The organism is Streptomyces sp. CoH27 (genome assembly GCF_020181035.1).
GTDB classification, from domain to species: Bacteria; Actinomycetota; Actinomycetes; order Streptomycetales; family Streptomycetaceae; genus Streptomyces; species Streptomyces camelliae.
In genome coordinates, this window is the sequence record NZ_JAIQYY010000015.1 from 222,802 (window position 1) to 248,649 (window position 25,848).

The 25,848-nt window shown below is 71.9% G+C and carries 20 protein-coding genes; 12 read left to right on the forward strand and 8 right to left on the reverse strand.

Features of this window, described 5'->3' with window-relative positions; translation table 11 throughout:
- The first annotated feature begins 171 nt into the window (after positions 1–171).
- Complete coding sequence (glgX, locus tag LE548_RS26285; protein WP_225099421.1) at positions 172–2,421, forward strand: glycogen debranching protein GlgX; 2,250 nt, start codon at positions 172–174, stop codon at positions 2,419–2,421.
- A 25-nt stretch (positions 2,422–2,446) separates the two neighbouring features.
- On the opposite strand, the gene LE548_RS26290 is transcribed toward glgX, so the two are convergent.
- From LE548_RS26290 to LE548_RS26305, 4 genes are read right to left on the reverse strand one after another with little or no spacing between them, the layout of a single operon-like run.
- Positions 2,447–3,091 carry a response regulator transcription factor gene (locus LE548_RS26290; protein WP_263636573.1) on the reverse strand — a complete coding sequence of 215 codons (645 nt, stop codon included), beginning with the start codon at positions 3,089–3,091 and terminating at the stop codon, positions 2,447–2,449.
- A complete protein-coding gene (locus LE548_RS26295; RefSeq protein WP_225099422.1) occupies positions 3,081–4,331 on the reverse strand; it encodes a sensor histidine kinase in 1,251 nt (416 codons plus the stop codon). Before LE548_RS26295 ends, LE548_RS26290 begins: the two co-directional genes overlap by 11 nt.
- A gap of 25 nt (positions 4,332–4,356) precedes the next feature.
- Positions 4,357–5,091, reverse strand: coding sequence for an ABC transporter permease (locus tag LE548_RS26300; RefSeq protein ID WP_225099423.1), 735 nt, complete (start codon positions 5,089–5,091; stop codon positions 4,357–4,359).
- Complete coding sequence (locus LE548_RS26305) at positions 5,088–6,011, reverse strand: ABC transporter ATP-binding protein (protein ID WP_225099424.1); 924 nt, start codon at positions 6,009–6,011, stop codon at positions 5,088–5,090. The genes LE548_RS26300 and LE548_RS26305 overlap by 4 nt, the downstream gene beginning before the upstream one ends.
- Before the next feature lie 172 nt (positions 6,012–6,183).
- Here LE548_RS26305 and LE548_RS26310 point away from each other — a divergent pair, with 172 nt between their 5' ends.
- Positions 6,184–7,989: an ABC transporter ATP-binding protein gene (locus LE548_RS26310; RefSeq protein ID WP_225099425.1), complete on the forward strand. Its 1,806-nt coding sequence runs from the start codon at positions 6,184–6,186 to the stop codon at positions 7,987–7,989.
- Complete coding sequence (locus LE548_RS26315; protein ID WP_225099426.1) at positions 7,986–9,845, forward strand: ABC transporter ATP-binding protein; 1,860 nt, start codon at positions 7,986–7,988, stop codon at positions 9,843–9,845. Before LE548_RS26310 ends, LE548_RS26315 begins: the two co-directional genes overlap by 4 nt.
- On the opposite strand, the gene LE548_RS26320 is transcribed toward LE548_RS26315, so the two are convergent.
- Positions 9,842–10,405, reverse strand: coding sequence for a GNAT family N-acetyltransferase (locus LE548_RS26320; protein WP_225099427.1), 564 nt, complete (start codon positions 10,403–10,405; stop codon positions 9,842–9,844). The genes LE548_RS26315 and LE548_RS26320 overlap by 4 nt on opposite strands.
- 161 nt (positions 10,406–10,566) lie before the next feature.
- Here LE548_RS26320 and LE548_RS26325 point away from each other — a divergent pair, with 161 nt between their 5' ends.
- Positions 10,567–12,312, forward strand: coding sequence for an ABC transporter ATP-binding protein (locus LE548_RS26325; protein ID WP_225099428.1), 1,746 nt, complete (start codon positions 10,567–10,569; stop codon positions 12,310–12,312).
- Entirely contained in the window at positions 12,309–14,078 is a 1,770-nt protein-coding gene (locus LE548_RS26330; RefSeq protein WP_225099429.1) for an ABC transporter ATP-binding protein, read from the forward strand. The genes LE548_RS26325 and LE548_RS26330 overlap by 4 nt, the downstream gene beginning before the upstream one ends.
- A 218-nt stretch (positions 14,079–14,296) precedes the next feature.
- On the opposite strand, the gene LE548_RS26335 is transcribed toward LE548_RS26330, so the two are convergent.
- Positions 14,297–14,794, reverse strand: a complete 498-nt coding sequence (locus tag LE548_RS26335) for a hypothetical protein (protein WP_225099430.1) — start codon at positions 14,792–14,794, stop codon at positions 14,297–14,299.
- A gap of 371 nt (positions 14,795–15,165) precedes the next feature.
- Here LE548_RS26335 and LE548_RS26340 point away from each other — a divergent pair, with 371 nt between their 5' ends.
- From LE548_RS26340 to LE548_RS26350, 3 genes are all read left to right on the forward strand, one after another.
- Positions 15,166–17,247 carry a M4 family metallopeptidase gene (locus LE548_RS26340; RefSeq protein WP_225099431.1) on the forward strand — a complete coding sequence of 694 codons (2,082 nt, stop codon included), beginning with the start codon at positions 15,166–15,168 and terminating at the stop codon, positions 17,245–17,247.
- 251 nt (positions 17,248–17,498) lie between these two features.
- Positions 17,499–19,145 carry a M4 family metallopeptidase gene (locus LE548_RS26345; RefSeq protein ID WP_225099432.1) on the forward strand — a complete coding sequence of 549 codons (1,647 nt, stop codon included), beginning with the start codon at positions 17,499–17,501 and terminating at the stop codon, positions 19,143–19,145.
- Between the two features lie 71 nt (positions 19,146–19,216).
- Positions 19,217–19,738, forward strand: coding sequence for a DUF1990 domain-containing protein (locus LE548_RS26350; RefSeq protein ID WP_225099433.1), 522 nt, complete (start codon positions 19,217–19,219; stop codon positions 19,736–19,738).
- Between the two features lie 141 nt (positions 19,739–19,879).
- Here LE548_RS26350 and LE548_RS26355 read toward each other — a convergent pair whose 3' ends face one another.
- Entirely contained in the window at positions 19,880–20,416 is a 537-nt protein-coding gene (locus tag LE548_RS26355; RefSeq protein ID WP_225099434.1) for an ATP-binding protein, read from the reverse strand.
- Between the two features lie 244 nt (positions 20,417–20,660).
- On the opposite strand from LE548_RS26355, the gene LE548_RS26360 reads away from it, so the two are divergent.
- From LE548_RS26360 to LE548_RS26370, 3 genes are read left to right on the forward strand one after another with little or no spacing between them, the layout of a single operon-like run.
- The gene (locus tag LE548_RS26360) at positions 20,661–21,512 is read left to right on the forward strand and encodes a helix-turn-helix transcriptional regulator (RefSeq protein ID WP_225099435.1); all 852 of its coding nucleotides are present in this window, start codon (positions 20,661–20,663) and stop codon (positions 21,510–21,512) included.
- 10 nt (positions 21,513–21,522) lie between these two features.
- Positions 21,523–21,714 (forward strand): hypothetical protein, encoded by a 192-nt coding sequence (locus tag LE548_RS26365; RefSeq protein ID WP_225099436.1) that lies wholly within the window; start codon positions 21,523–21,525, stop codon positions 21,712–21,714.
- A 14-nt stretch (positions 21,715–21,728) separates the two neighbouring features.
- On the forward strand, positions 21,729–22,094 hold the full coding sequence (locus LE548_RS26370) for a hypothetical protein (RefSeq protein WP_225099437.1): 366 nt from the start codon (positions 21,729–21,731) through the stop codon (positions 22,092–22,094).
- Positions 22,095–22,130: 36 nt separating this feature from the next.
- Here LE548_RS26370 and LE548_RS26375 read toward each other — a convergent pair whose 3' ends face one another.
- The gene (locus LE548_RS26375; RefSeq protein ID WP_225099438.1) at positions 22,131–24,749 is read right to left on the reverse strand and encodes a glycosyltransferase family 1 protein; all 2,619 of its coding nucleotides are present in this window, start codon (positions 24,747–24,749) and stop codon (positions 22,131–22,133) included.
- 340 nt (positions 24,750–25,089) lie between these two features.
- Here LE548_RS26375 and LE548_RS26380 point away from each other — a divergent pair.
- Positions 25,090–25,848, forward strand: a 759-nt coding sequence (locus LE548_RS26380; RefSeq protein ID WP_225099439.1) for a maltotransferase domain-containing protein, incomplete at its 3' end; no start/stop codon positions are given.

Below are 25,848 nucleotides of genomic sequence, written 5' to 3' on the forward strand. Positions count from 1 at the left end.
GGGAAACGTGAGTGCGACGCACGCACTGGGCAGAAGAGAGGGAAGGACGACACGCTGGGGAGCCGCCGCGCCCGTGTGGGAGCCGTAGGGGCGCAGCCGTAGCGGAGGCCCGAAGGGGCTGCTCCGGTACGGCGGACTGCGCCGCCCCTTTGTTGAAAGAGGGGCCGAGAGGTGACGAGCGCAGCGGAGCAGCGGGCACCGGCCGGGGAGCCGACTGCCGGGACCGGGCAGCCGGCCGCCGTGGTGAACGGCGGCGTCCGGCACGCCGTGCCACCGGCCCCGATGGTCTGGCCGGGTGCGCCGACACCGCTGGGGGCCCGGTTCCGGGTCGGCCCGGACGGGGTCGTGGGCACCAACTTCGCGCTGTGGGCGGGCGGGGCGGAGGCGGTCCGGGTGTGCCTGTTCGACGAGCACGGCCGGGAGACCCAGGTCCGGCTGACCGAGCTGACCCACGAGATCTGGCACGGCTTCGTGCCGGGCGTGATGCCGGGCCAGCGCTACGGCTACCGGGTGGACGGCCGCTGGGACCCGTGGACCGGCGCCCGCTGGAACCCGGCCAAGCTGCTGCTGGACCCGTACGCGCGGGCGGTGGACGGGGAGTTCGGTCTGCCGCCGGAGGTGTACGGGCATGTCCGGGACTGGCCTCAGCAGCACGTCGCCGACACCGTGCGCGACGACCGGGACTCGGCGCCGTACGTGCCGAAGGGCGTCGTCGTCGACGATGACGACGACTGGGAGGACGACCGGCGGCCGAAGACCCCGTGGGCCGACTCCGTCCTGTACGAGCTGCACGTGCGCGGTTTCACCAAGCTGCACCCGGGGATCCCGGAGGAACTGCGCGGCACCTACGCCGGGTTGGCGCACCCGGCGGCCGTCGAGCATCTGGTGAAGCTGGGCGTGACGGCCGTGGAGCTGCTCCCCGTCCACCAGTTCGCGCACGAGGACCACCTGTTGCGCAGAGGCCTCAGGAACTACTGGGGCTACAACTCCATCGGCTACTTCGCCCCGCACGCCGGCTACGCGGCCTCCGGTACGACGGGCCAGCAGGTCGGCGAGTTCAAGCGGATGGTGCGCGCGCTGCACGCGGCCGGCATCGAGGTGATCCTCGACGTGGTCTACAACCACACGGCGGAAGCGGGTGAGCTGGGGCCGACCCTCTCCCTGAAGGGCATCGACAACCGCGGCTACTACCGGCTCCAGGACGACGCCCGCCGGTACGCCGACTACACCGGCTGCGGCAACACCCTGCACGTCGTCCAGCCCCAGGTGCTCCGCCTCATCACGGACTCGCTGCGCTACTGGGTGACCGAGATGGGCGTCGACGGCTTCCGCTTCGACCTCGCGGCGGCCCTGGCCCGCTCGATGCACGACGTCGACATGCTGTCCCCCTTTCTGGCGGTCATCGCCCAGGACCCGGTCCTCAGGCGCGTCAAGCTGATCGCCGAACCGTGGGACATCGGCTCGGGCGGCTATCAGGTGGGCGCCTTCCCGCCCCTGTGGACAGAGTGGAACGACCGCTATCGCAACGCGGTCCGCGACTTCTGGCGGCACGCCCTGCCCGACGTACGGGAGATGGGCTACCGGCTGTCCGGCTCCAGCGACCTGTACGCCTGGGGCGGCCGGCGCCCGTACGCCTCGGTCAACTTCGTCACCGCGCACGACGGGTTCACCCTGCGCGACCTGGTGTCGTACGAGCGCAAGCACAACGAGGCCAACGGCGAGGACAACCGCGACGGCACCGACGACAACCGCTCCTGGAACTGCGGGGCGGAGGGCGAGACGCAGGACGAGGGGGTACGGGACCTGCGGCGCAGGCAGTTGCGGAACCTGCTGACGACCCTCCTGCTCTCCACCGGCGTGCCCATGCTGGTGGCCGGCGACGAGCTCGGCCGCACCCAGGGCGGCAACAACAACGCCTACTGCCAGGACAACGAGATCGGCTGGCTGGACTGGTCGCTGCTGGAGGAACCGGGCTGGCGGGCGCTGGCCGACCTGACCTCCCGGCTGATCGCCCTGCGCCACCGTCACCCCGTGCTGCACCGGCGCGCGTTCTTCTCCGGCCGCGCGCATTCGGCGGACGGGCTGCGCGACCTGGCCTGGTTCACCCCGCGCGGCACGGAGATGACCGAGGCCGACTGGTACGCCCCCGCGGCCACGCTCGGCATGTACCTCTCCGGCCGGGACATCCCGGGCCGGGACGAGCGGGGCGCGCCGGTCGTGGACGACAGCTTCCTCGCGGTGCTGCACGCGGGCGAGGCCCCGACGGCCTTCGTGCTGCCGGGGACGCCGTGGGCGGAGCGGTACGAGGTGCTCGTGGACACCGCGCGCGAGGACCAGGCCGGGCCGCCGGGCACGGTGCATCCGGCGGGGTCCGAGATCACGGTGCCGGGGCGGTGTGTGCTGCTGCTGAAGGTGGTCTGAGTGACGGTGATCCGGCCGGCTTCGCTCAGCCCAGGATCCCCCGGTCGTATCCCACCGCCACCGCCGCCGCGCGGTCGTTGACGCCCAGTTTGGCGTAGAGGTGGGTGAGGTGGGTCTTGACCGTGGCCTCGCTGATGAAGAGTTCGCGGGCGATCTCGCGGTTGGACGTGCCCCTGGCGACCAGGGCCAGGACCTCGCGTTCGCGGGCCGAGAGGGGTTCGCCCGCCGGGGTGCGGGGGGTGCGGACCGCGTGGACCAGCCGGGAGGCGACCGCCGGGGAGAGGACCGTACGGCCCTCGGCGGCGGCGCGGACGGCGGTGAACAGCTCGTCACGCGGGGCGTCCTTGAGGAGGTAGCCGGTCGCGCCCGCCTCGATCGCGGGGAGGGTGTCGGAGTCGGTGTCGTAGGTGGTCAGGACCAGCACCTTGGCGCGGGCGCCCCGGCCGGTCAGCTCGCGGATCGCGTCGACACCCGAGCCACCGGGCATCCGCAGGTCCATCAGGATCACGTCCGGGTCCAGGGCGGCGGCGCGGGCCACCGCCTCAACGCCGCTCGCGGCCTCCCCGAGCACCCGGAAGCCGGGCGCGGACTCGAACATGCCGCGCAGGCCGTCGCGGACGACCGGGTGGTCGTCGACGATCAGCAGGGAAATCACAGTCTCAGCGGTCATCGCGCACCAACGGTACGCGAGCCGACAGCGCCGTGCCGTGCCCCGGTTCCGACTCGATCGTCAGCGAGCCCGCGATGCGCTCGGCGCGGGCCCGCATCCCGTCCAGGCCGAAGCCTCCGGTACGGGTACGGGGCGGTACGGCGGCCGGGTCGAAGCCCGTGCCGTCGTCGCGGATGTCCAGCGTGACCTCGTCGCCCATGAAAGACAGGGTCACCCCGACGCGGGTCGCGCGGGCGTGCCGGGAGGCGTTGGACAGGGCCTCCTGGGCGATGCGCAGCAGCGTCGCCGAGACCTCGTCGTGCAGCTGCTCGGCGGTGCCCGTGACGGTGAACTCGGCCCGTACACCGACCCGTTCACCCCATTCCCCGACCGTCTTCTTCAGCGCCTCGGGCAGCCCGTCGGCCGCGAGGGCCACCGGCGCCAGGTTGTGCACCGAGCGGCGGGCCTCGCCCAAGCTGTGCCGGGCCAGGGCCGAGGCGCGCTCCAGGTGGGTGCGGGCGGTGGTGAGATCGGGGGCGTTGGCCACGACCTGGAGCTGGGCGATGATCCCGGTCAGGCCCTGGGCGATGGTGTCGTGGATCTCGGCGGCGAGCCGGCGCCGCTCGTCGGCGACGCCTGCCTCCCTCGCCTGGACGAGGAGTTGGGCGTGCAGGGCCGCGTTCTCGTCCAGGGCCTGCTGCAACGCCGTGTTGGTGCGCTCCAGTTCGGCGATGGTGTCGGCCTGGACGACGGCGCGGGTCTGCTCCTGCAGGGCGTACCGGGTGAACACGGTGACCATGCCCATGTTGACGGCCAGGACGAGGAAGAAGCCGATCCAGAGGATCAGCCCGCGCGGCGGCCAGCCGCCGATCTCGCTGCCGGCCATGGTGACCGCGGTCAGGAAGAGACCGGGCATCACCAGTCGGCGCGGCAGTTCCCGGGCCGCGGTGTAGTAGCCGGTCACGGCGTAGAAGGCGAAGAACGGGTTGGCCCAGGTCAGCACGAAGGCGATGGCCCAGCGCAGCAAGTAGAGGCAGACACCGGTCCGGCTCGGGCCCGGCTGCTTCCGCTTCACCCTTCCCCAGTACAGCTGCAGCACGACACCCGCGGGCACGAGGGCGGCGGAGACGATCTTCCCGCGCCCGTCCATGCCGGTCAGAGGGGCGGAGATGGCCGCCGCGACGATACCGACGGCCAGCAGCGCCCAGGGCCCCCAGGTGTCGAAGGAGGCCCGAGGTTCCTGCTGCACGGCGTTCGTCATGCCCCCAGTGTCCGGCACGGCCCGCTCACTCCCAGCGGAACCAGCGCGCGGCACCGGCGGTGAGCAGGACCGTCCACGCCGCGAGCACGCCCAGGTGCCCCCAGCCGGGCCAGTTCCCGGCGGCGGCCTGGTCCAGGGCACGGGCGGCCGCGCCGAACGGGGTCAGCTCGACCACCCGGGCCAGCGCGTGCGGCATGGACTGCACCGGGATCCACACGCCGGCGCAGAACATCATCGGGAAGAACACCGCCGTGCCGATCGCGCCCGCGATCTTCGTGGTGCGGGACAGCGCGGAGACGACGGAGCCGAGGGCGAGCGCGGCCGCCGCCGCGAGCAGCAGGGCCAGCAGATAGCCGGCCGGCTGCCGGGGCAGCGTCACGCCGAAGGCGAGGCGGCCGACCGTGAGCGCGAGCAGGGCCGAGGCCAGTGCGACCGCGCCCTGCACGGTCATCTGTGCCGACAGCAGGGCCGAGGGCCGTACCGGGGTGACGGCCATGCGGCGCAGGATGCCCCGTTCCCGGTAGCCGGTCAGGACCTGCGGCAGCGCCTGCACCCCGGACATGATCAGGGCGATCAGCACGGCGATGGGCACATAGGCGTCGACCGGCCGCAGCCCGCCCAGCGCCGTGTCGGCGTGCCGGAACGACGGGATGGAGCCGAGGATCGCCAGCAGCAGCGTCGGGAACAGGAAGATCCAGAAGACGGCGCCCGGTTCGCGGCGGAACAGCCGGAACTCGGTGCGCAGGACGGCGGTGTTCACGCGGCTTCCTCCGGGGTGCGGTTGTTGTCGGTCAGGTCGAGGAACGCGTCGTCCAGCGTCGCGTCGACGACCCGCAGTTGGTGTGCGGTGATGTGGTGGCGGGCGAGCAGGGTGATGACGGCGTTCACGGTCTCGTCGGTGCCGGACAGGGTGATCCGGTCGTCCTTGTACGCGACCGAGGCGAGCGCGGGCAGCGCGGCCAGGTCACGCTCGTCCAGCGGTGCGGACGGGGTGAAGCTGATGACGGTGGCGCCCGCCGAACGGCGGATGAGCCCGGCGGGGGTGTCCAGCGCGGCGATCCGTCCCTTGTCGATGACGGCGATCCGGTCGCACAGCCGCTGCGCCTCCTCCATGAAGTGGGTGACGAGCAGCACGGTGACCCCGCTCGCGCGGACGTCCTCGATGAGCTGCCAGGTGTCGCGCCGGGCGCGCGGATCCAGGCCTGTGGTCAGCTCGTCCAGCACCACGACCCGGGGATCGCCGACGAGCGCCAGCGCGATGAACAGCCGCTGCTGCTGCCCGCCGGACAGCTTGCCGAACCGGGTGCCGAGCTTGTCGGTCAGGCCGAGCCGTTCGGCGAGCGGCCGCCAGTCGGCGGGACGCGGGTAGAAGGCCGCGTACAGCTCCAGTGCCTCCCGGACGGTGAGCTTGGCCTGGAGTTCGCTCTGCTGGAGCTGGGCGCCCAGCACCCGGGCGACCTTCTCGTGGTCGGCGACGGGGTCGTACCCGGTGACCCGGACCCGGCCGCCGTCGGGGACCCGCAGCCCCTCGACACACTCGACGGTGGTGGTCTTGCCGGCGCCGTTCGGGCCGAGGATCCCGAAGATCTCGCCCTCCTCGACGGCGAAGGAGACACCGTCGACCACGGCCCGGCCGCCGTACGACTTACGCAGATCGGTGACTTCGATGACGGATGGCATGCTTCGAGAATCCCGGTCGGACGGGGTCCGCCACATCGGCCGGCCCGCTCGAAGCCGCATCAGCCGATCGGTTGATACCGCCCTACGACCTCGGGTCCTAGGACCAGCGGCGGAGCCGGGTCCGGCCGAAACTCGGTGGGCGTTGTCAGTGCCGGTCCGTACGCTCGCGATGATGCCCACGACACGTGCAACCACCGAGGACCGTTCCGCCGTACGCACGCTCCTGCGGCTGTGGCCGTATGTACGCCCCGTGCGCGCCCGCCTGTTCACGGCGGCCTTCGTCGCCATAGTCGCCTCCTGTACGGGGCTGGTGATCCCGCTCGTCCTGAAGTGGATGGTGGACGGGCCGGTCGCCGACCGGGACCCGGGCGGGGTGTGGCTCGGCGCGCTGTACCTGCTCCTGCTGGGCATCGCCGAGGCGCTGCTGTTCGGGCTGCGCCGGTGGCTGGTGGCCCGCCCGCTGTCCCATGTGGAGGCGGAGATGCGGGCGGGGCTGTACGGGCATCTGCAGCGGCTCCCGGTGGCCTTCCACGACCGCTGGGCCTCGGGCCAGCTGCTGTCCCGGGGCACCACGGACCTGATGCTGCTGCGCCAGTTCCTCGCCTTCCCGCTGACGTTCCTGCTGGTCAACGGCGTGACCATCCTGGTCGGCGTGGTGATCATGCTGGTCCAGGACTGGGTGCTGGGGCTGGTCATCCTCGGTCCCACGCTCCCCGTGATGTGGACCTGCGCGGTCTTCGAACGGCGGTACGCGACGGTGGCCCGGCGGGCGCAGGACCAGGTCGGCGATCTGACGACGGTGGTCGAGGAGAGCGTGCTCGGCATCCGCGTCATCAAGGGCTTCGGCCGCCACCGCAGCCAGGCGCGGGCGTTCCGCGAGCTCGCGGTCACCCTGCGCGGCACGGAGCTGCGCAAGGCCCGGATGCTGGCCGTCATCTGGGGCGTCATCGTCACGCTGCCCGAACTGGCGATCGGGGTGGCGTTGGTGCTGGGGGCCGTGCGGGTGGCCGACGGGGGGCTGTCGGCGGGGACGCTGGTGGCCTTTCTGAGTACGGCCCTTGCGCTGCGCTGGCCCGTGGACTCCATCGGCTTCCTGCTGGCGATGAGTCAGGAGGCGGCCACGGCCACGGAGCGGTACTTCGAGGTGATGGACGAGGTGCCGGAGGACGACTCCACCGCGGTGGCCGGGGGCGCTCGCCCGCGCTCACGGGATTCCGCCGGACTCCGCTTCGAGAACGTCTCGTTCCGCTACCCCGACGCACCCCCCGGCTCCCCTCCCCTCCTCACCGGTATCGACCTCCACCTGCGCCCCGGCGAGTCCATGGCCCTGGTCGGCGCCACCGGCAGCGGGAAGACGACGCTCACCGCGCTCGTGCCGCGGCTGCACGAAGTCACCTCCGGACGGATCACGCTGGACGGCGTGGACATCACCGAGCTGCCCCGCGAGGAGCTGCGCGCCAGGGTCGCCGTCGCCTTCGAGGAGCCGACCCTCTTCTCGGCGAGCGTCGGCGAGAACGTCCTCATGGGCGCCCGGCCCGACGCGGGGAAGCCGGAGTTGGAGCGGGCGCTGGCGGTCGCGCAGGCCGGTTTCGCGCAGGCCCTCCCCCAGGGCACCGACACCCGCGTCGGCGAGCAGGGCCTCAGCCTGTCCGGCGGCCAGCGGCAGCGCCTCGCCCTGGCGCGGGCGGTCGTCGGCAGACCGGAGTTCCTCGTGCTGGACGACCCGCTGTCCGCCCTGGACGTGCACACGGAGGCGGCCGTGGAGGCGGCACTGCGCCAGGTCCTCGCCGACACCACCGCCCTGATCGTGGCCCACCGCCCCTCCACGGTGCTGCTCGCCGACCGGGTCGCCCTGCTCTCGGGCGGCCGGATCGCCGCCGTCGGCACCCATCACGAACTGCTGCGCGCCAACGCCGAGTACGCGCATCTGATGTCCGGAGAATCCGCGTACTCCGGGGATACGGAGGACTCCCGTTGACCACCACGACCGCCTCCACCCCCACCGCCGAGGACGACGAACTCCCGGGCCACCGGGAAGAGGGGGACGACGCCTTCGACCGGGACGTCCTGCCCACCGCGCCCGGCGCCACCGCCGCCCTACTGCGCTCGCTGCTCGCGCCCCTGAAGGGCCGGGCCGTACTCACCACCGTCCTCCTTCTCCTCCAGCTGGCGGCCGTCCAGGCGGGCCCGCTGCTGGTGGCGTACGCCATCGACACCGCCGTACCCGCGTTCCGCGACCACCGCCACGGCCCGCTGATCGCGGTGGCCGTCGGCTATCTGCTGTGCGCGCTGCTCTCCGGCGGGCTACAGGCCGCGTTCATCGAGACCTCGGCCCGGGTCAGCCAGGACGTGCTGCTGGATCTGCGCGGCCGGATCTTCCGGCACGCGCAGGCGCTGAGCATCGACTTCCACGAGCGCTACACCTCGGGCCGGCTGATCTCCCGCTCCACCACGGACGTCGAGTCGCTGCGCGAGCTGCTGAACGACGGGCTCCAGGAGCTGGTGACCGTCGTGCTGTCCTTCGTCTACATCTCCGCGCTGCTGCTCTGGCTGGACCTGGGCCTGGGCGCGGTCGCGGTGGCGTCGCTCGTGCCGCTGTACCTGTTGGTGCGCATGTACCAGCGGCGGGCGGGGCGGGTGTACCAGGCGCGGTCCACGGCGATCGCGGCGGTGATCGTGAAGTTCGTGGAGACGATGAACGGCATCCGCCCGGTGCGCGCGTTCCGCCGCGAGGCCGTGAACGACGCCGAGTTCAGAGTCCTCAACCGGCGGCACGAACGGACGAACGGGGACGCGCTGCTGGAGATGGCCCGCTATGTGGTCGGCTCCCGGCTGGTGGCCAACACGGCGGTGGCGGGGATCGTGCTGTGGGGCGCCTACCGGGTGGCGTCCGGCTCGCTGGAGCTGGGCGTGCTGGCGGCGGCGGTGCTGTACCTGCGCCGGCTGTACGACCCGATCGACCGGCTCGGCATGTTCCTGAACGCCTACCAGTCGGCCGCCGCCTCCCTGGAGAAGATCGCCGGGCTGCTCGCGCAGACCCCGACCGTGCCCGAGCCGCCGACGTCCCGTGAACTCCCACCGCTGGAGGGCGAGTTGCCGGGCCGCGAGGTCGTCTTCGACTCGGTCCGGTTCGGCTACCGTACCGGCGGCGAGGTGCTGCCCCGCTTCGATCTGACCCTCCCGGCCGGGCAGACGGTCGCGGTCGTCGGCTCCACGGGCGCGGGCAAGTCCACGCTCGCCAAGCTCCTCGCCCGCTTCTACGACCCCTCCGGCGGGCGCGTCCTGCTGGACGGGGTGGACCTGCGCGAGCTGCCGATGCCGGAACTGCGGCGCGGGGTGGTCATGGTGACCCAGGAGGCGTTCCTGTTCTCCGGGACGGTCGCGGACAACATCGCCATCGGCCGGCCCGACGCCACCCGCGAGGAGATCGAGCAGGCGGCGAAGGCGATCGGCGCACACGAGTTCATCAGCGCGCTGCCCGACGGCTACGACACCGACGTCCGCAAGCGCGGCGGCCGCATCTCGGCGGGCCAGCGCCAACTGGTCGCCTTCGCACGGGCGTTGCTCGCCGACCCGGCGGTGCTGATCCTGGACGAGGCGACCAGCTCGCTGGACATCCCGGGCGAGCGGGCCGTGCAGCGGGCGATGTCGACGGTGCTGCGGGGCCGTACGGCGGTGGTGATCGCCCACCGCCTGTCGACGGTCGAGATCGCGGACCGGGTCCTGGTCATGGAACACGGCCGCATCGTCGAGGACGGCACCCCGGCCGACCTCATCGCCGGCACGGGCCGCTTCGCGGATCTGCACAAGGCGTGGCGGGACAGCCTGGCCTAACTCGGCGGACCGTCGTGCAGAATCCGCTGGAACAGACGGTGGTCCCGCCATTGCCCGTTGATGTGGAGGTAGCGCGGGGCCGTGCCGATCGGCTCGAAACCGTTCTTCTCCAGCACCCGTTGCGACGCGGTGTTGTCGAGGAGCGTGGTGGCCTCGATGCGGTGCAGGCCGACGATGTCGCGGGCCGCGCGGCACACGCTCGCCACCGCCGCGCCGGCCAGCCCCCGGTTCTGCCGGTCGGCGGCCACCCAGTACCCCAGATACGCGCTGCGGAACGCCCCGTAGACCAGTCCGGTGAGCGTGATCATGCCGATGACCGAGCCGTCGCTCTCGCTCTCGAACACCCAGGGCACGACCCGGCGTTCGGCGAACTCCCGCAAGAGGCCGGCAATGCGTTCGGCCTGCCCCTCGACGGTGAAGAAGTTGTCCGGGCGGATCGGCTCCCAGGGAGCCAGGTACTCCCGGTTCGCCACGTACGCGGCATGCAGCGCCTCCGCGTCGTCGAGGGTGACAAGGCGCAACACGGCGCCGCCCGGCAGCACTTCGGAAGGAATGACCATCCGGGCACTCTAGGACGGCGCTCGAAGAGCGTGCGCCCCGGCGTACGCCCCCGACGTGGGTGAGCACCGTGCGTCCGTCCGTCCATTAATCGATGGAACCGCTTTCCCGCCCTCGATAAGTTCGAGGTTTCCCAGCGGGGGCCGAGCCGAGCGGGGGACGGATGATCGACGCGTACGAAGAGCCCGGTGTGCCGGATGTGCGGGGTGGCTGGCGGTTTCTGTGGTGGCTGGTGCGACGGCAGTCGGGACGGTCGGTGGCCGGGGCGGTGCTGGGAAGTGTGTGGATGGTGCTGATGGCCGCGCAGCCGTACATGACGGCGCGGGCCGTGGACGACGGGCTGGTGCCGGGGCGGCTGGGGGTGCTGGCCGCGTGGACGGCGGCGATGTTCCTGGTCGGTACGGTCAACGCCTGGCTGAGCATCATGCGGCACCGCACGATGACCCGGGTGCGGATGGACGCCAACTTCCGTACGGTGAAGGTGGTCGTGGGGCATGTGGTGCGGCTCGGGGCCGCGCTGCCGCGCCGGGCGGGGGCCGGGGAGGTCGTGACCATCGGGGTCGGCGACGTGCAGACGGTCGCACAGGCGCTGACCGTGGTCGGGCCGGGCGTCGGCGCGGTCGTGGTGTACGCGGTCGTGGCCGGGCTGCTGCTGACGGTCTCGGCCCCGCTCGCCGCCGTCGTCCTGCTCGGGCTGCCCGTGCTGGCGCTGGTCACCGGTCCGGTGACGCTGCGCCTCCAGCACGCGGAGAGCGCGTACCGCGAGCGGCAGGGCGTGCTGACCGCCCGCATCGGAGACCTCGCCGGCGGCTTGCGCGTCCTCAACGGGCTGGGCGGCAAGGGGTTGTTCGCCGACGGCTTCCGGACGGACTCGCAGGCGCTGCGCGCGCAGGGCTACCGGGTGGGCGCGGCGGCCAGCTGGGTGCAGGCGCTCGGCGTCGGGCTGCCCACGCTCTTCCTGGCCGTCGTCACCTGGCTCGCCGCCCGCCTCGCGGCCCAAGGGTCCATCACCGTGGGCCAGTTGGTGTCCGTGTACGGCTATGTCGCGGTGCTGATCGGGCCGGTGGCGTTCTTCGTGCAGATGGCCTACGACCTGAATCGTGGTGTGGTGGCCGCGCGCCGGGTCGTACGGCTGCTGCGCCTGGAGCCGGAGCCGGACGCGGGCACGCGACCTGCGCCCGAGGGGCCCGCCGAGCTGTACGACCCCGCGTCCGGCGTGCGGATCGTGCCCGGCCGGCTCACTGCGCTGGCCGCCGCCCGGCCCGCCGAGGCCGCGGCCGTGGTCGACCGGCTCGGCCGCTTCGGTCCGACCGACGCCACCTGGGGCGGGGTGCGGCTGGACGCGATCGCGCTCGCCGACGTACGCGCGCGCGTGCTGGTCGCGGACAACGAGGCCGATCTGTTCGCGGGGCCGCTGCGGGACGTCGTGGCCGCCGAGGGCGCGGTCGGGGAGGGGGCGCTGCGCCGGGCGCTGTACACCGCCGCGGCCGAGGACGTCGTACGCGGGCTGCCCGAGGGGGCCGACTCGTTCGTCTCCGGGCAGGGCCGCAGCCTGTCGGGCGGCCAGCGCCAACGGATGCGGCTGGTGAGGGCGTTGCTCGCCGACCCCGAGGTGCTGCTCGCCGTGGAACCGACCTCGGCCCTGGACGCGCACACGGAGGCGACCGTCGCCGAACGGCTCCGGGCGGCACGGGAGGGCCGTACGACGGTGGTGACGTCCACCTCGCCGCTGGTGCTGGACCGCGCGGACACGGTGGTGTTCCTGGCGGGCGGCAAGGTGGCGGCGAGCGGCACGCACCGGCGGCTGTTGGCGGAGGAGCCGGACTACCGGGCCCTCGTGGCGCGGGATGTGGAGGAGATGGCGGATGTGGCGGAGTCGGCGGAGGACGCCGAGGGGGTCGTACGGTGACGGCGGCCGGTGAGGGGTTGCTGCCGGTCGCGGACCGGGTGACGGTGCGGCGGGCCGCGGTGCGGCTGGTGCGGGCCGACGGGCGGGCGTTCGCCGCCGCGCTGCTGCTGAACGCGCTCGCGGCGGGAGCCGGGCTGGTCGGGCCGTGGCTGGTCGGGCGGATCGTCGACGAGGTGCGCGCCGGACACGGGGTCGGGGCGGTGGACCGGCTGGCGCTGTGGATCCTGCTGTGCGCGCTGGCGCAGCTGCTGCTGGCCCGCTGGGCGCGGTACGTGGGCTACCGGTTCGGGGAGCGGACGCTGGCCCGGGTGCGCGAGGAGTACGTCGAGCGGGTACTGGCGCTGCCCGCGTCCGTGGTGGAGCGGGCCGGCACCGGTGATCTCACCGCGCGCGGTACGGCGGACGTCGCGACCGTCGGCAGCACGCTGCGCGACATCGGCCCGGAGCTGCTGGTCAACTCCGTGCAGGCGCTGTTCGTGCTGGGTGCGGTGTTCGCGCTGGACCCGCTGCTGGGGGCGTTCGGGCTGCTCGGGCTGACCCCGATCTGGCTGGCGCTGCGCTGGTATCTGCGGCGGGCCCGGGACGGCTATCTCGCCGAGGGCGCGGCGACGTCCGAGGTCGCGGAGATCGTCGCCGCGACGGCGGCCGGGGCCCGGACGGTCGAGGCGTTCCGGCTGGGCCGGCGGCGGATCACGGCGAGCCGGGACGCGCTGGAGACCTCCCGCCGTACCCGCTTCTACACGCTGTTCCTGCGGACCGTGTTCTTCCCGGCGATCGAGGTGACGTACACCGTGCCCGTGGCGGGGGTGCTGCTGGTCGGCGGGTGGCTGCACGAGCGGGGCACGGTCGGGGTGGGCGCGGTGGTGGCCGCGGCGCTGTATCTGCGGCAGTTCACCGAGCCGCTGGACCAGATCCTGATGCGCGTGGAGCAACTCCAGAACAGCGGCGCCTCGTTCGCGCGCGTGGAGGGGCTGGCGCAGGCACCGCGCGGGGACGCCGGCGCGGACTCACCGGTGCCGGCGGACGACCGGATCGACGTACGCGAGGTGCGGTACGCCTACGAGCGAGGCGGCGAGGTGCTGCGCGGGGTGGACCTGACGGTCCGGCCCGGGGAGCGGCTCGCGGTCGTGGGACCCTCCGGCGCCGGCAAGACGACGCTGAGCCGGCTGCTCGCGGGCATCGACCGGCCCGGGTCCGGCGCGGTGACGGTGGGCGGGGTGCCGGTCGCCGAACTGGAGCCGGAGCTGCTGCGCCGCCAGGTGGTGCTGGTCACCCAGGAGCACCATGTGTTCCTCGGCACGGTCCGCGACAACCTCCTGATCGCCGAACCGGAGGCCACGGACGACGAGGTGTGGGCCGCGCTGGCGGCGGTGGGCGCCGACGAGTGGGTCCGCGATCTGCCGGCCGGCCTGGACACCCGCCTGGGTACGGGCGGTACGGCCACCGACGGTTCACAGGCCCAGCAACTCGCCCTGGCCCGTGTGGTGTTGGCGGATCCGCACACCCTCATCCTCGACGAGGCGACAGCCCTGCTGGACCCCACCACGGCCCGCCACACCGAACGCGCCCTGGCCGCCGTCCTGGAGGGCCGCACGGTCATCGCCATCGCCCACCGCCTCCACACGGCCCACGACGCCGACCGCGTGGCGGTCATGGAGAACGGCCGCCTCACGGAACTGGGCACACACGAGGAGCTGGTGACAGCGGGCGGGGCGTACGCGGCGCTGTGGCGGACGTGGCATGGGGATGTCGGGTCGCGGGGGTGAGGGCGCGTAGCGTAGGGATGCCGGTCCGCCGGAGTGAGGGCGCGCGGCGATGGGATGCCGGTCCGCCGGGGCGAGGGCGCATGGCATGGGGATGCCGGTTCGCCGGGGCGAGGGCGCATGGCGAAGGGATGCCGGTCCGCCGGAGTGAAGGCGCGTGGCGTAGGGATGCCGGTCCGCCGGAGTGAGGGCGCTGGGGGCTGGGGTGTGGGGGCCGTGCTCTAGACCCGCCGCCACCGCCGTACTCCCGCGCCCGGCCACGGCGCCCACAGCCACGCCCGCCTGCGCGTCCGGCCCACGATGTCCGCGCTGTGCAGCCCCGCCACCACCATCATCACGGGCCACAGCAGGAAGGTCGTCAGGAATTCCAGGGGACCGACGTCCGTGGCCGCGGCGACAGCGGCGATCTCCGCGGGGAAGACCATTCCGGCCAGCAGCGCCCCCGCCACCGACAGTCCACGCGTGCCGGTGAGCACGCGGGCCGCGAGGGACAGCCCGCCCGCGAGGACCAGCCCCGTCAGCACACCGACGAGCACGGTGCCACCGATGAGGTACCCGCAGAACCGCAGGAAGCTCCGGGCCGTCCCACCGCCGACTCCCCTGCCCAGCATGATCGCACCGGCGGGCAGAAGCAGGGCGGCCCACGGCAGCGCCGGCGCGCCCGCCACCACCAGACCGACTCGCAGCCCCCGCCCCAGCACCCCACGCCCGGGACGCATGCTTTCCGCCTCTCCCCCGCCGGCACGGCCACCCTGCTCGGTGCGCACCCCCACCCAACGGTCCGCATACCGAACATGAACATCCGGTCAACGGACTGCTTTCCGGCCAAGTTTGTGACGCGGTCCTGACAGGCACACCACTCCCCTGCCACTCTTCCCTGGCCGACTCACAGCAACCCCACTACGCACGCGCACGTGCACGAGCCGGCCCGCACATGGTTCCGCGCATTTCCTGATCCGCACTTCCTGATCTGCGCACTTCCTGTTCCGCGCACGTCCTGTTCTGCGCACGTCCTGCTCTGCCCGGACGCCCCAACCCACCGTCCGGTCTCCCCTGGCCGCGACCCACGGCCACGCAGAAGGAGTCAGTGTTGAGACGCAATTCCTCTCGCGGACGCACCTCCCACACCCCGCAGCACCACACCTCCCGGCCCCGCACCACCCACCGCCGTACCGCCACCCTCGCCCTCGCCGGTGTCGCCGCGCTGATCGCCGCCGCCGTGCAGACGGGCGCGGCCAGCGCCGCACCGGCGGCCAAGGCGCGGCCCGGCAAGGCGAACCCGGCGCACCTGGCGCTCAGGCTCTCGCCCTCGCAGCGTGCCGAGCTGCTGCGCGACGCCGCGGGCGCGTCGGCCGCGACGGCGCGCTCGATCGGCCTCGGCAGCCAGGAGAAGCTGGTCGTCAAGGACGTCGTGAAGGACGCCGACGGCACCCTGCACACGCGCTACGAGCGGACGTACGCCGGCCTGCCCGTGCTCGGCGGCGACCTGGTCGTGGACACGAACGGGGCCCGCAAGACCATGGACGTCATCCGGGCCACGAACGCCACCATGAAGGTCGGCGGCCTCACCCCGAAGGTCTCACAGGCCGCGGCCGAGAAGCAGGCCGTGCAGCGGGCGAAGGCGCGCGGCGGCACCAGGTCGGCCGCGACCGGCGTCCGCAAGGTGATCTGGGCGGCGACCGGCAGGCCCGTCCTCGCCTACGAGACGATCGTCGGCGGCCTCCAGGACGACGGCACCCCGAACCAGCTGCACGTCATCACCGACGCCGCCACAGGCAAGAAGCTCTACGAGTACCAGGGCATCGAGACCGGCATCGGCAACACCCAGTACAGCGGGCAGGTCACGCTGTCCACGACCCAGGCGGGCTCGACGTACACGCTGACCGACGGCACGCGCGGCGGGCACAAGACGTACAACCTGAACCACGGCAGCTCGGGCACCGGCACGCTGTTCTCGCAGTCCAACGACACCTGGGGCAACGGCACGACGTCCAACGCCGCCACCGCGGGCGCCGACGCCGCCTACGGCGCACAGGAGACCTGGGACTTCTACAAGAACACCTTCGGCCGCAGCGGCATCAAGAACGACGGCGTCGGCGCCTACTCCCGCGTCCACTACGGCAACGCGTACGTGAACGCCTTCTGGGACGACAGCTGCTTCTGCATGACCTACGGCGACGGCTCGAACAACGCCGACCCGCTGACCTCGCTCGACGTGGCCGGCCACGAGATGAGCCACGGCGTCACCGCCAACACCGCGGGCCTCGACTACAGCGACGAGTCCGGCGGCCTGAACGAGGCCACCAGCGACATCATGGGCACCGGCGTGGAGTTCTACGCCAACAACGCCTCCGACCCCGGTGACTACCTCATCGGCGAGAAGATCAACATCAACGGCGACGGCACCCCGCTGCGCTACATGGACAAGCCCAGCAAGGACGGCAGCTCCGCCGACTCCTGGTACTCGGGCGTGGGCGGCCTCGACGTGCACTACTCGTCGGGCATCGCCAACCACTTCTTCTACCTGCTGAGCGAGGGCAGCGGCGCCAAGACGATCAACGGCGTCAGCTACAACTCGCCCACCTCGGACGGGCTTCCGGTCACCGGCATCGGCCGGGACAAGGCGCTGCAGATCTGGTACCGGGCGCTGACCACCAAGTTCACGTCCACCACGAACTATGCCGACGCCCGCACCGGCACCCTCGCGGCGGCGGGCGAGCTGTACGGCACCTCCAGCGCCGAGTACGCCGCGGTGCAGGACGCCTGGGCGGCCGTCAACGTCGGTTCGCGCTCGGGCGGCGGCGGTGGCGGAGGCGGCACCGGGTCGACGTACGACAACAACACACAGATGGCGATCCCGGACAACGGTCCGGCCATCACCTCGGCCATCACCGTCTCCGGCCGGACCGGAAACGCGCCGGGCAACCTCCAGGTGAGCGTCGACATCACGCACACCTGGCGAGGCGACCTGGTGATCGACCTCATCGGCCCGTCGGGCACCGCGTACCGGCTGAAGAACTTCAGCTCCTCCGACTCGGCCGACAACGTGAAGACGACGTACACGGTGAACGCGTCGGCCGAACCGGCCAACGGAACCTGGAAGTTGCAGGTGCAGGATCAGGCCAGCCAGGACACGGGCACGCTCAACGACTGGAAGCTGACCTTCCCGTAAGTCGCGGGCGGCAGGCCTTGCGACGCGGCGCCGTCCGAGGGTCCGGCACCCTCGGGCGGCCCGGGTTCACATGCCCGCAATGTTTCCCCAGTGATCGATTTCCAGTCAACATCACTTCAGGGTCCTGACATGTACGCGCCCTTGATGTCACTCTCTCACCACCCGCCGCAGCAGCACAGCAACTTCACAACCCCACACAGCCCGGCCAGTAACCCCACGTGGCCCGGACTCCCCACATGAAGGAGCTTTGAGTGAGCCCCCTCTACGCGCGTCACAAGCGCACCACTCTGGCCATCGCCACCGCTGTCGCCGCCGGAGCCCTGCTCTCCACCGGACTGACCACCAGCGCCACGGCCGCCGCCAAGGCCCCCGTCGCCGCCGCCCCGGCCGCGCTCTCCGCCACGGCCCACGTCTCGCTGATCCAGCAGGCACAGGCGAACGCCGCCGAGACCGCACAGAAGATAGGCCTCGGCACCAAGGAGCAGCTGATCGTCAAGGACGTTGTCAAGGACAACGACGGCACCGTCCACACCCGCTACGAGCGCACCTACGCCGGCCTTCCCGTCCTCGGCGGCGACCTCGTCGTCCACACCGCCAAGTCGGGCAAGACCGAGGGCGTCACCAAGGCGACCAAGGCGACCATCAAGGTGGCCTCGCTCACGCCGCAGATCACCCCCGCCAAGGCGGAGAAGCAGGCGGTCTCCGCCGCCAGAACGCTCGGCTCCGCGCAGAGCACCGCGAACGGCGCGCGCAAGGTGATCTGGGCCGGCTCCGGCAAGCCCGTCCTCGCCTACGAGACGATCGTCGGCGGCCTCCAGGACGACGGCACCCCGAACCAGCTGCACGTCATCACCGACGCCGCGACGGGCAAGAAGCTCTTCCAGTACCAGGGCGTCGAGAACGCGACCGGCACCGGCAAGACGCTGTACTCGGGCACCGTCGGCCTCACCGTCAACCTGTCGGGCTCGACGTACCAGCTGTACGACACCTCGCGCGGCGGCCACAAGACCTACAACCTGGCCCGCAAGACATCCGGCACCGGCACCCTGGTCACCAACTCGACCAGCACCTTCGGCACCGGCACCGCCTCCACCTCCTCCAGCAACCAGACGGCCGCCGCCGACGCCGCCTATGGCGCGCAGGAGACCTGGGACTACTACAAGAACACCTTCGGCCGCAGCGGCATCAAGAACGACGGCAAGGCCGCCTACTCCCGCGTCCACTACGGCAGCTCGTACGTGAACGCCTTCTGGGACGACAGCTGCTTCTGCATGACCTACGGCGACGGCAGCGGCAACGCCGACCCGCTGACCTCGCTCGACGTGGCCGGCCACGAGATGACCCATGGCGTCACCGCCAACACCGCGGGCCTCGACTACAGCGGCGAGTCCGGCGGCCTGAACGAGGCGACCTCCGACATCCTCGGCGGCGTCGGCGTGGAGTTCTACGCCAACAACCCCTCCGACCCCGGTGACTACCTCATCGGCGAGAAGATCAACATCAACGGCGACGGCACCCCGCTGCGCTACTTCGACCAGCCCAGCAAGGACGGCGGCAGCGCCGACTACTGGTCCTCGTCGGTCGGCAACCTGGACGTCCACTACTCGTCGGGCGTCGCGAACCACTTCTTCTACCTCCTGGCGGAGGGCAGCGGTTCGAAGACGATCAACGGGGTCTCGTACAACTCCCCGACGTCTAACGGCTCCACGGTCACTGGCATCGGCCGCGCCAAGGCGCTGCAGATCTGGTACAAGGCGCTCACCACGTACTTCACGTCGACCACCAACTACTCGGACGCCCGCGCGGGCACCCTGTCGGCAGCGGCCGACCTGTACGGCTCCAGCAGCACCGAGTACAAGACGGTGGCCGCGGCCTGGTCGGCGGTCAACGTCAGCTGATCCAGCCGTAATCGAGCGGTAGGCGGCACCCGGGCGGAAGATTCCCCGGGTGCCGCCTACCCTTGTGACCCATGTCCTCGGCGCCCTTCACCTACGAGCCGGTCGGCGCGACCCGCGACGACCTGACGTACTGCCCGCCCGGCTTCCACCCCCTCTTCGTCCGCACCCGCCTCGGCGAGGGCGAAAAGCTCTTCCAGCGGGCGGCCGAGGCGGTCCTGAGCTGGGAGATGCACCGCGCCCTGGGCGTCGGCATCGATACGACAGCCGACCGCGCGACCCCCGGCGTCGACGTCACCGTCACCCTGGCCGGCCTCCTCAAGGCCCCCTGCCGCATCATCTGGACGCTGGAACAACCCCGCCGCACCGGCTGGGCCTACGGCACCCTCGAAGGCCACCCCGAATGCGGCGAGGAGGCCTTCCTCATCGACCGCACAGGCGACGGCACGGTCTGGCTGACCGTGGCCGCCTTCAGCAAACCGGCCAAGTGGTACACGAGGGCGGCCGGCCCGGCGACGCGGGGCTTCCAGCATGCGTACGCGCGGCGGTGCGGGACGGTGCTGAAGCGGTTGTGCGAGGGGCTGTCGGAGGAGTGAGCTGACGAGCGGTGCTCGCTTGGGGCGGGGGTCGGGGTCCCGAGCTGGCAGGTCGTCACGAACCGGGCGTCAAGCGACTACGCCAGAGCCCTGTGGTCGAGGCCCATCGCATCCTGATGTCCGAGCCCAGCAGCCCCTGGGTCACCATCCCGTTCCGCTGACCGGCGGGGAACCGCTCGCCCCGAACGCCGCCGCCCCCGCCCTCGGCAGCGTCGCCCACATCCGCGTCCCGCCGCCCGGTTCACGGGTCGGTCCGAATCCCCAGTCGCCGTCGCAGGCGCGGCAGAGGCAGGACAGGAAGCGGAGGGCGGCGCGGCGGCGGGTGTCGCAGGCGGCAGCGAGGTTCGGCTGCGCGTGGGGCGGGTGGCTGTCGTAGACGATCACCCGGAGGGTGTCCCAGCGGTAGCGGAGCGAGAGGTAGAAGTCCGCCGAGTCCGTGAACTGAGCTGCCACCGCCGCCAGTTCCCCCACCGCCATCATCGCCGCTTCGAGCACGTCGCTCAGCCCATGCGCCTCCAGCATCGCCCGCGCCGACACTCTCGCCAGGGCCGGGCTCGCGAGGGCGGCGGGGAGGGTGAGGCTGTAGGCGAGGGTTCCCGGAGTGGGCGGGGTGGGATCCGCCGGGTACGCCCGTGTCAGCAGGGGGCAGTGGGTGGCCGACGGTTCAATTGCGTGCATGGACATGAGGGACTCCAAGCAGGTCGAGGGCTCGCAAAACACACAGCAGCCGGTGGCCCGTCTCCCTGACGTGAGCCCGCCCCTCCCAGGGCAGGAGGTTGCGGGCAGGCTCACGCGATGCACTGCCAACTGCGGTGTGTAGCTTGTGCATCACCGAATGTAGAGCATCGAGGGGTTAAGTTGCCCCATACTTGAGGAAACTCAAGCCCCTACTAAGGTGTGGCAGCAGCGAGGAAGGGGCGGTATGGCCGCGAGAACGGCACCGACAGAGCGTCAGAAACGGCTCGGGGCGGAGATCCGGAAGTTGCGTACGGCCGCCGGCATGACCGGGGAGTACGCCGCCGGACTCCTTGGTGTGGACCGGGGCAAGATCTCGAACATCGAGTCCGGCACGCGTCCCATCAGCCCGGAACGCCTGCGCACCCTGGCCTGCAACTGTGACTGTGACGACGAGGCGTACGTCGACGCGCTGGTCGACATGGCCCGGCCCACCAAGGGCGGCTGGTGGGAACGCTACCGAGGCAGCCTCTCCGCCGGGATCCTGGACATCGCCGAGCTGGAACACCACGCGGCACGGATCCGCAGCGTGCACCTGATCCACATGCCCGGGCTGCTGCAGTCCAGCGACCATGCCCAGGCCATCTTCAGGGCCGCACTGCCCGCACTGCCCGAGCACGAGGTCGCCCTGCGGCTCGCGCACCGCCTCGAACGGCAGCAGATCTTCGAAAGCGACAGCCCGACCGAGTACGTCGGGATAATCCACGAGGCTGCGCTGCGTATGCAGTTCGGCGGTCCAGCGGTCGCCCGGGGACAGCTGGAACACCTCCTGGCCCTGTCGAAGCGACCTCATGTGACACTCCGGGTCATCCCGTTCAGTGCGGGCTCGTTCCCAGGTGCCGGTCAGACCGTGGTCTATCTGGAGGGCCCGGTGCCACAACTCGACACCGTGCAGATCGACAGCGCTCACGGCCCGGAATTCCTGCACCAGGAAGCTCAGTTGCTCAAGTACCGGACCCAACTGGACTGGATGGAGGGCCGCGCGTTGTCCCCCGATGCGTCGTACGACTTCATCCAGGACATCGCCAGCCACCTCTGAGGAGACGACCGTGCCCGACATCACCTGGGAAGAGCCCTTCTGCGCCGAGGGATCGGCCTGCTTCCGCCTCGGCACAGACCCCCACGGCAACGCCTACATCGCCATAGCCGGCCAAGAAGACCACTACCTCACCGACACCCGCGAAGCCCTCCGCACCCTCATCCGCGACATCAAGGCCGGCAAGGCGGACCACCTGCTGTGAGGCCGGTGACACGAGTGGGTTCGCTGTTGGTGCCCCTCCTCGCGGCGATCTCGGCCGGACTGCTGGTCGCGCACTTCGCCCTCAGCTCGGACACGTACCAGCACTGCACGTACCTGGGCCCCTCCACCCGGATGTACGTCACCGCGTGGGGCGGCCTCGGCTGCGCCCTGGGGTCCCTGCTCCTGTACGCCGCGGTCCGCCGCGCAGCGCACAGGTGCGAGCCCCCGGCAGGGGCCAGCTGGCAGGTACGGGTCGCGGCGGGTTCCGCGTTCGTCGGTCTGCTGTTGGTCCTGGCGCTGCTCCTGGCGGTCTACTGGCTGTACTCCCCCGACCCGGCCGGCGGGAACGACTGCTCCGGGCTGCACCTCCTCCTGCCGTAGAGCGGCCGTTCCCGTTCCCGTTGGCTTGAAGGGGCGCTACCGCAACAACACCCCCGCCCCCTCCACCACCTCCCCCGACGGCACCGCCACCAGCCCGAGCTCCGCGGCCGATGCCAGCAACCGCTGTGCGGGCAGGACGCGGACCGTGTAGCCGTAGGGGCCCGTGCGGTCCAACGAGAGCGGGCCCTCGTACAGCACGCGGCCCTCCAGGTCAGGGGTGCCGGCCGGCTTCAGGGGGACCACCGTCGCGTCCGTGATGTGGTCCTCCGCGTCCACCCGGCCGGACACCGCCTGCACCTCCACGTCGTCCGGGGTGAGCTCACCCAGCGCCACCCGGACCCGCAGACCCACCGTCGTGCCCAGCTCCGCCGTGGCCGTCGTCGCCGTCGTCTCCACGTGGTCGACGCTCACCCGGGGCCAGGCCGCCCGGACCCGGGCTTTCCAGGCGGCCAGATCACGAGCCGTGTCCGGGGTCAGTGCGCGGTGTGCCTGCGCGGCGGGGGCGTAGAGGCGCTCGACGTATTCGCGGACCATCCGCCCGGCCAGCACCTTCGGGCCCAGCAGGGTGAGGGTCTGGCGGACCATCTGGATCCAGCGGTCGGGGAGGCCTCCCCTGCCGCGCTCGTAGAAGCGCGGGGTCACCCGCTGCTCCAGGAGGTCGTAGAGGGCCGCCGCTTCGATGTCGTCCCGGCGGTCGGGGTCCGTGCCCGCGCCGTCCGCCGTCGGGATGGCCCAGCCGAAGTCCGGCTGGAACCACTCGTCCCACCAGCCGTCCAGCACAGAAAGATTCAGACAGCCGTTGAGGGCCGCCTTCATCCCGCTCGTACCGCATGCCTCCAGCGGCCGCAGCGGGTTGTTCAGCCAGATGTCACAGCCGGGGTAGAGCTTCTGCGCCATCGCCATGCCGTAGTCGGGCAGGAAGACGATCCGGTGGCGGACGCGCGGGTCGTCGGCGAACCGGACCAGCTCCTGGACCAGGCGTTTGCCGCTGTCGTCCGCCGGGTGCGCCTTGCCCGCCACGACGATCTGCACCGGGCGTTCCGGGTGCAGGAGCAGGTCCATCAGGCGGTCGCGGTCGCGGAGCATCAACGTCAGGCGTTTGTACGACGGGACCCGGCGGGCGAATCCGATCGTCAGCACCTCCGGGTCCAGGACGCCGTCGATCCAGCCCAACTCGGCGTTCCCCGCCCCGCGTTGACGCCAGGACGCGCTCAGCCGCTCCCGTACCTCCAGCACCAGCTGCTCGCGCAGGGTGCGGCGCAGCTCCCAGATGTCCTGGTCCGGGATGTCGGCGACGGAGTCCCAGCGGTCCGAGCCGCCCACCGTCAGCGCGTCCTCCGCCCGCTGGGCGCCGACCTCGCGGGCGCCGAGGCGCAGCACCTCCGGGGCCACCCAGGTCGGCGCGTGCACCCCGTTGGTCACGGACGTGATCGGCACCTCGTCCGAGTCGAATCCCGGCCACAGGCCCGCGAACATGTCCCGGCTCACCTGCCCGTGCAGCAGCGACACCCCGTTGGCCCGCTGGGCCAGCCTGAGCCCCATCACCGCCATGTTGAACAGGTTCGGCTCACCGCCCGGGTACGTCTCCATGCCCAGCGTCAGGATCCGCTGGACGTCGATGCCGGGGAGCTCGGCCTCCGGGCCGAAGTGCCGGGCGACCAGCTCCCGGTCGAAGCGGTCGATGCCGGCCGGGACGGGGGTGTGGGTGGTGAAGACCGTGCCGGCGCGCACCGCCTCCAGGGCGGAGTCGAAGTCCAGGCCGCCCGCGGCCAGTTCGGCGATCCGCTCCAGGCCGAGGAAGCCCGCGTGCCCCTCGTTGGTGTGGAACACCTCCGGCTCCGGGTGCCCGGTGAGCCGGCAGTACGTCCGCACCGCCCGCACCCCTCCTATGCCGAGCAGCATCTCCTGGAGCAGCCGGTGCTCGCTGCCGCCGCCGTAGAGCCGGTCGGTCACCCCGCGTTCGCCGAGCTCGTTGTCCTCCACGTCCGAGTCGAGCATCAGCAGCGGCACCCGGCCGACCTGGGCGAGCCAGATGCGGGCGTGCAGCGCCTTGCCGCCGGGCAGCGCGAGCGTGAGCCGCGCCGGGGTGCCGCCGGGCTCCTTCAGCTGGGTGAGGGGCAGCTCGTTGGGGTCGAGCACCGGGTAGTGCTCCTGCTGCCAGCCGTCGCGGGAGAGGGTCTGCCGGAAGTAGCCGTGCCGGTAGAGGAGACCGACCCCGATCAGGGGTACGCCGAGGTCGCTGGCCGCCTTCAGATGGTCGCCGGCGAGGATGCCGAGGCCGCCGGAGTACTGGGGCAGCGCGGCCGTGATGCCGAACTCCGGGGAGAAGTAGGCGACGGCGGCGGGTAGCCCGTCCGTCTGCGCCTGGTACCAGCGGTCTCCGGTCAGATAGTCGTCGAGGTCGTCGGCCACGGCGGTCAGCCGGCGCAGGAACCGCCGGTCCTCGGCCAGCTGGGCCAGCCGCGCCGGCCGCACCCGGCCCAGCAGCCGTACCGGATCCCGCTGGGCACCGGCCCAGGCCTCGGGGTCGACGGACTGGAACAGGTCGCGCGTTTCCGCATGCCAGGACCAGCGCAGATTACGCGCCAGGTCGCTCAGCGGCCGGAGGGGTTCGGGGAGCACGGGACGGACGGTGAACCGACGGATCGCCTTCACATTCCACCTCGGACGCGTTGCGTGGAGAGACGTACGGCGCTGTACATCTCGTCGTCACCGTCGACGGTAGTGGTTACCGAGGGGTCGGTGGGGACGTGTCCGGCGGGGTGTCGGGGGCGTGCGGAGGCGGTCGCCGGGTAGGCCGGAAAAGGAGGCCGGTCCAACCGGTAGACATACGCGTGAGTAGTTAACAAAGTGCCGGATTGCCCACCCGAACACAGTGGGAAGGCTCCCCCGGTACACAGCCCACAGACGCACCACAGCACCGCGCACGACCCCGCAGGACCCACCTCCCCATATCCCTCCGCCCACACCCCCGTTGACGCGGACAGGAGCGGTCATGCCCGCCACGCACCACTCGTCAGGACCTCCGACCAACAGCAGGACCCCGGCAGCAGAGAAGAAGGCGACGGCCAAAAAGCCCGTAAAACCCCGGGCCGGGAAGGACGGCAAGCGGGCGTCGCCGCAGCCGGACCCCGCCACTCTCGGCCGCATCCCCGTCCTGGACGTCCGCCCCGTGGTCCAGCGGGGGCGCAGGCCCGCCAAAGCGGTGACCGGTGAGTCGTTCGAGGTGTCGGCCACCGTCTTCCGGGAGGGGCACGACGCCGTGGGCGCCAACGTGGTCCTGCGTGACCCCAAGGGCCGTCCCGGACCCTGGACGCCGATGCGGGAGCTCGCCCCGGGCACCGACCGCTGGGGCGCCACCGTCACCGCCGGCGAGCCCGGCCGCTGGACGTACACCGTGGAGGCCTGGTCCGACCCGCTGGCCACCTGGCGGCACACCGCACAGATCAAGATCCCGGCCGGCCTCGACACCGCTCTGGTCCTGGAGGAGGGCGCCCGGCTGTACGAGCGGGCGGTCACCGGAGTACCGGCGGGGGCACGTCCCCTCGTACGGGCGGCGGTGCGGGCCCTGCGCGACGAGTCCCGGTCCGCGAACGACCGCCTGAAGCCCGCCCTTTGGCCCTCGGTCCAAGCCGTTCTGGCCAGCTATCCCCTGCGGGAGTTGGTCACCGCGTCGGATCCGATGCCGTTGCTGGTGGAGCGGGAGCGGGCCCTGTACGGCTCCTGGTACGAGTTCTTCCCGCGCTCCGAGGGC